The following is a 5,247-nucleotide window of genomic DNA, read 5'->3' as shown; positions in this document are numbered from 1 at the left end:
GACAAGGAACTGCTCGACGCGCCCGTCAATGCCGGCGCGAACCTGTGTCTTGTCGAGATCGACCTGAGCTTGATCAAGCACCGCCTCGGCACTCGCCTTTTGCGCCGGAAGAGAGGTCGAGACCTGTAACGCCGCAGACTGCCGCGCGGCGGTCGCGGCATCGATCCCGGACTGACGCTGATCGACCAGCACCTGCAACTTCTCGATGTCGCGCTGCGGCACGATTCCGGGATTTCGGCGCTGCAGATCGATCTTGACGTCGAGTTCGTCCTTGGCCTGCTGGTAATTTGCCTTCGCTTCGCCAATCTGCGCCTCAGCCTTGACCACGTCGGCCTGCGCCGACTGCATGGTGGCATCCACCTCGGCGATCTTGCGCCTGGCGGTCTCGACCGCGGCCTGTTGCTTCGAGGCATCGAGCGTGAACAGGACGTCGCCCTTCTTCACCGGCGCGCTGAATCCGATCTTGACTTCTGCGACGCGGCCGGAGCCCTCGGGCAGGATCGGCACGGTACGGAAATAGAGCGTCGCGTTCGACGTCGCTGGATGGAAATAGAAGATCATGGTGATCAGGGAGACCGTCAGCATCAGGCAGCCGGTAATGCCCCAGCGCAGCTCGTACCAGATCGAGAAGAAGGTGATCTCCTTGCCAAAGCGCTTGCCCTGGACGTAGCGGCGGTAGAGATAGTCCGGCAGGATCGTGAGCAGCGAGCAGAACATCAGCTCAAACATGGCTGTGCTCCTTCTCCTTGGCAGGCCCCGGCTTGTCCGTTGGCGGCGCGTCACCGCCCGCGGGCAGCGGGCTTGTCGCCGCAGCCGCGTCGCCATCTTCGGGCGTCGCATCAGCGATCTTCTCAACGGAATCGGCAATGCTGCGCAGCGGGCCACCGAAGTCGGGAATGTCGATCATGGCCAGCAGCAGGCCTGCGATCCAGAACACGTGCATGTGCGTGAAAAGCGAGATCAGGCCGAGCACGGCGACGAACTCGAATTGAAGCTTCTGCGATTTGTGCGCCATGCGCTCGGGCAGGCTGTGCAGCTTCCAGTACAGCGTGCCGACCCAGAGCACGGTTCCGATGAGGAATATCCCCATTACCACCATCAGCGTATCGATCCCGCTGCCCGGCGCCAGATAGAACGGCAGGTGATGCGGCGCCATTGGATGAAGCTGTTCGCTCAAGCGTCTCTCCCCATCGCGGGCGCGGCCGGTGCTGCGCCGCTGCACGACTGTGGTCAGGCGGATCGCGGCTTTGCTTGATTTGGATCAAGGGAATGACCCCGGCCGCGCCTAGCCTTCGGGAAACGCGCAGTCCAGAGACGGGAGCCGTCAGCCATGCCCGGCATCGATGATCTGATCCCCAGCGCCACGCAGCTCCGGAAAGAGTCCGCGCTCAAGGACGCCGAAAAGGCCAATGAGTATGTGCGCCTGGCCGCAGCCGCCGACGCCGAGAAGCGCGCGCTGATCGAGCGGCTGAGCAAGCCGTCCGGCAAGAGCGAGGAGGAGAAGGTCAAGCTTGCCGCGACCATCATCCAGCGTGCCGTGCGAAACGGCCTCACCGAGGTCATGGTCTATCGCTTTCCCAATTCACTCTGCACCGACAAGGGGCGCGCCATCAACCAGATGGAAAAGGGCTGGGAGGCCACGCTGACCGGAATCCCGAAGGAAATCTTCCAGCTCTGGACCGACTATCTGAAGCCGCGCGGCTATCGCATCGCCTATCAGGTGATCGATTTCCCGGGCGGCGTGCCCGGCGATATCGGCGTGACCATCTCGTGGGACGAGTGATTGCCCGACCGACGCAACGGTGAATGGACGAGCATGGCCAAGAACGCGTCTGCAGAGACGATGAAGCGAAAGGACTACGAGAAGGAGCTTCAGAAGCTCCAGGTCGAGTTGTGTCACCTCCAGGAGTGGGTCAGGGCCCACAAGCTCAAGGTGATCATCATCTTCGAGGGGCGCGATGCCGCCGGCAAGGGCGGCACCATCAAGGCATTGACCGAGAAAGTCAGCCCGCGGGTCTTCCGCGTCTGCGCCCTGCCCGCGCCGTCAGACCGACAAAAGTCCCAGCTGTTCCTGCAACGCTATATCGAGCAATTCCCGGCCGGCGGCGAAATCGTCATCTTCGACCGCAGCTGGTACAACCGCGCCGGCGTCGAATATGTCATGGGCTTCTGCTCGCCGGCCGACCACGAGCGCTTCCTGGAATTGTGTCCGCTGGTCGAGAAATTCGCCGTCGACGCAGGAATCATCCTGATCAAGCTGTGGCTCGAGGTCGGGATGGAGGAACAGGAACTCCGCTTCAGGGCGCGGATCGAGGATCCGCTGCGGCAATGGAAGCTCAGCCCGATGGACACCGAGTCGTTCGGTCGCTGGTACAACTACTCGCGCGCACGCGACATGATGTTCGAGGCCACCGATACCAAGCATGCGCCATGGCGGCTGATCCGTTCCGACGACAAGCGGCGCGCGCGACTCAATGTCATTGCGCACATCCTCAAGACCATTCCCTACAAGACGATCGCGCGGGCCAAGGTCAAACTGCCGAAACGCTCCAGCAAGGGACGCTACGACGATCAGGCCAGCCTGCGCAGGATGAAGTTCGTCGAGGAGCGATATTAGGTCTCATCGGGCCCGCCGGGAGCGCGGGCTCGATGATCTTGGTGCTCACTTCAGGCGGATCGTCACGCCACCGACCGCGGCCGACACGTCCGCGCCGACCTTCGGGCCGCTGAGTTGAAGAATGACACCATTGCCATTCTGCAACTGGACTGCGCCGGCACCCGCCGCAACGGCACCACCCGCCCCGCCGGCAGCGTAGGATCCTTCGATCGATTGCGGCCCCTTCAGATTGAGAGCGCGGCCGACCAGCTTGGTCGTCGAGGCTCCAATCGTAAAGCCGACGCTCATGCCTGAGACCGTGAAGGGATATTTGTGGCCGCGGTAGAGCAGAACCCCCTCCCCGCCGCCGATACCGACGATAAATCCGCCCTTGGTGAAGACGACGGCCACCTGTCCGGTGTCGGCGCGCGATGACGTACTGAAGCCGGTCACGGCTGCGAGCGAAGCCGCCAGGGCTGCTCCGATGGTCAATCTTCTCATGGCGTTGTCCCCTTTTGTTTATTGTGCCAGCAGCATGGCGAAGTAGCCGAAGATCGTGAGCAGGATGCCCGAGACGGCGTAACCGACCGGGAATCCGATCCAGGGCACGGAGCTCTGGATTTCGACCGCGGCCTCGCGGCACGGGCCGGAATGCGACCGCGCACCGGCAACGCCGCCCATCAGCACGGCCGGGTTGATCTTGAAGATGTGGAAGCCGATCGCCCAGACGATGAACGGCGGGATCGTGCAGGCGATGAAGCCGACGATGAAGATCTTGAGCGCAATGGCCCCGGTGAGTTGCGACAGCAGTCCGGCTCCAGCGTTGACGCCGACGATGGCGACGAAAACGACAAGGCCGAGATCCTCGAGCACGTTGCGGGCGGCATTCGGCGTGTTGCCGAAGAACCGCAGACGCGACACAATCGAGGATACGATCACGCCCGATAGCAACAGCCCGCCGGCGTTGCCGAGGCCGACCCTGGCGCCGAACGCCGGGAAGTCGACCATGCCGATCAGGAATCCGAGGATCATGCCGACGGCGAGCGTCAGCAGGTCGGTCGACGTATTGGTCCGCGCAATGCGGCCCCACATCTCACCGAGCTCGTTGACGGCCCCTTTGAGGCCGACCACGGAGACGATGTCCATCCGCTCCAGCTTGGTCTTGAGACCGGCCGGGATCTGCACACCGCCGCGTTCGACCTTGGTGACCTGCAACTGGCCGGCGATCGCGGTATCGCGGAAGGATTCGAAGGTGCGCCCCACGATCTCCTTGTTGGTGACGAGGATGTCCGCCTGGTCCATGGGAATGCCAAGCGTCTTGGGGTCCGCGACTTCGGGGCCGATCAGGCCCATCTTGTCGGTGAGATGCTCGGTCGAGCCGCCGAGCGCAACAATGTCGCCCTTTTGCAGCACAAGGTCGGGATCGGCGCCCTGCGGTTCACCGTTACGTCCGACATTGACGATGCGGTATTCCGGATTCATCGCGCGGAACTTGGCGATAGTCGTGCCGATCAGTGCGGGGTTCTCCAGCCGGTAGGCGCGCAGGCCGAACTGGCGATAGCCAGTCAGGCCACCGCCCTCAAGATCCTTCACGCCGAACTCCTGCTCGTAGCTCCGGGCGGCGGCCTTGGCATCGACGCCCCACCAGCGCGGTAGATATTTGCAGATCAGGATGATGCCGACAGTGCCCCAGATATACGTGATGCCATAGGACAGCGCGATCATGCCCGAGGCCTGCTCGGGCTTCATGCCTTCCGGCAGCTTGACGACGCCCGAGGTGATCGCCTGCTCGGCCGAACCGATCGCAGCCGACATGGTCTGCGAGCCCGCCAGCATGCCGCCGGCAGCGCCGACCGGCAGATCGAATAGCTTTGCGCCGAGCACGACCAGCGCAAGGCCGAGCACGCTCGACACCAGCGCCAGGATGCAGAACTTCAGCCCATCGCCTTTCAGGCTGTTGATGAAGGACGGACCGACGCGCAAGCCCACGCCGTACATGAAGAGATAGTAGAATAGGCTCTTGGCAAAATTGTTCAGCTCGAGCTTCACGCCGTAGGTCGATGCCCATACCGACAGGCCCGCGCCGACCACGATGGCGCCGGCGACCATACCGAGGCCATACCCCTTGATGCTGGCCCGGCCGATATAGACGGCGAGGCCGACGACGAAGAACAGCAGCAGATACGGGTTCTGCTGCAGGAACGTGAAAAAGCCCTGCATGTTCGTCCCCTCTCTCGCCTTATGACGCGGCCTTGAGCTTCGGTTGGGCACCGGGCTTGGGCCGCCCGAGCTTTGCCAGGGCTTCGGCGCGCACGAGCTTCAGCCCCTCCTTGGCGTCGTATCCGTGGATTTCCTTCACATCGAGCTTGCGCATGAAGTCGATGGTTTCCTGGGTGATGACCTGGCCGGGCACCATGATTGGGAAGCCAGGCGGATACGGGATCACGAAATTGGCGGAGACGAGCTCGGGCCCGGCCTTCAGCCGCCTGTCGATCTCGGGATCGCCAAGACGAATGTGCTCGCAACCCGCCACGTCATAGGCCGCGTAGAAGCCGGTGCGGATGTCGCCCTCGTTGGTCTTGGCACCGGCATCGCCGCGGAAGCTCGGGTGGAAATGCGAGAAGTTCGGCAGGTCGGGGACGTCCTTCATC

6 protein-coding genes and 1 pseudogene are annotated in these 5,247 nt (G+C 63.1%); 2 read left to right on the top strand and 5 right to left on the bottom strand.

All coding sequences use genetic code 11. The features are described from left to right. Positions 1 to 729, bottom strand: a 729-nt coding sequence (locus tag JHD07_RS24330) for a biotin/lipoyl-binding protein (RefSeq protein ID WP_291626669.1), incomplete at its 3' end; no start/stop codon positions are given. Beyond that, positions 722 to 1,156 carry a hypothetical protein gene (locus JHD07_RS24325; RefSeq protein WP_291626673.1) on the bottom strand — a complete coding sequence of 145 codons (435 nt, stop codon included), beginning with the start codon at positions 1,154 to 1,156 and terminating at the stop codon, positions 722 to 724. The genes JHD07_RS24325 and JHD07_RS24330, both read right to left, overlap by 8 nt. A gap of 174 nt (positions 1,157 to 1,330) precedes the next feature. Here JHD07_RS24325 and JHD07_RS24320 point away from each other — a divergent pair, with 174 nt between their 5' ends. Next, on the top strand, positions 1,331 to 1,783 hold the full coding sequence (locus tag JHD07_RS24320; protein ID WP_291626667.1) for a hypothetical protein: 453 nt from the start codon (positions 1,331 to 1,333) through the stop codon (positions 1,781 to 1,783). Positions 1,784 to 1,816: 33 nt separating this feature from the next. Further along, complete coding sequence (ppk2, locus tag JHD07_RS24315; protein ID WP_291626665.1) at positions 1,817 to 2,617, top strand: polyphosphate kinase 2; 801 nt, start codon at positions 1,817 to 1,819, stop codon at positions 2,615 to 2,617. Between the two features lie 45 nt (positions 2,618 to 2,662). On the opposite strand, the gene JHD07_RS24310 is transcribed toward ppk2, so the two are convergent. The 3 genes and pseudogenes from JHD07_RS24310 to JHD07_RS24300 all read right to left on the bottom strand — a co-directional run. Beyond that, the gene (locus JHD07_RS24310) at positions 2,663 to 3,097 is read right to left on the bottom strand and encodes a hypothetical protein (protein ID WP_291626663.1); all 435 of its coding nucleotides are present in this window, start codon (positions 3,095 to 3,097) and stop codon (positions 2,663 to 2,665) included. A gap of 18 nt (positions 3,098 to 3,115) precedes the next feature. Continuing rightward, positions 3,116 to 4,816, bottom strand: coding sequence for a TrkA C-terminal domain-containing protein (locus JHD07_RS24305; RefSeq protein ID WP_291626661.1), 1,701 nt, complete (start codon positions 4,814 to 4,816; stop codon positions 3,116 to 3,118). A gap of 19 nt (positions 4,817 to 4,835) precedes the next feature. Further along, positions 4,836 to 5,247: pseudogene (locus JHD07_RS24300) on the bottom strand (decarboxylase); the annotation flags it as partial.

It is taken from the genome of Bradyrhizobium sp., assembly GCF_016462955.1.
Classification (GTDB): Bacteria; Pseudomonadota; Alphaproteobacteria; order Rhizobiales; family Xanthobacteraceae; genus Bradyrhizobium.
The sequence above is the reverse complement of the archived record's forward strand: the minus strand, read 5'-3'. Positions and strand labels throughout refer to the sequence as shown.

Excerpts from the sequence above, each read along its gene's own strand:
- JHD07_RS24325 (WP_291626673.1), bottom strand. The coding sequence starts at position 1,156 with ATGGCGCCGCATCACCTGCCGTTCTATCTGGCGCCGGGCAGCGGGATC.
- JHD07_RS24320 (WP_291626667.1), top strand. The coding sequence starts at position 1,331 with ATGCCCGGCATCGATGATCTGATCCCCAGCGCCACGCAGCTCCGGAAA.
- ppk2 (WP_291626665.1), top strand. The coding sequence starts at position 1,817 with ATGGCCAAGAACGCGTCTGCAGAGACGATGAAGCGAAAGGACTACGAG.
- JHD07_RS24310 (WP_291626663.1), bottom strand. The coding sequence starts at position 3,097 with ATGAGAAGATTGACCATCGGAGCAGCCCTGGCGGCTTCGCTCGCAGCC.
- JHD07_RS24305 (WP_291626661.1), bottom strand. The coding sequence starts at position 4,816 with ATGCAGGGCTTTTTCACGTTCCTGCAGCAGAACCCGTATCTGCTGCTG.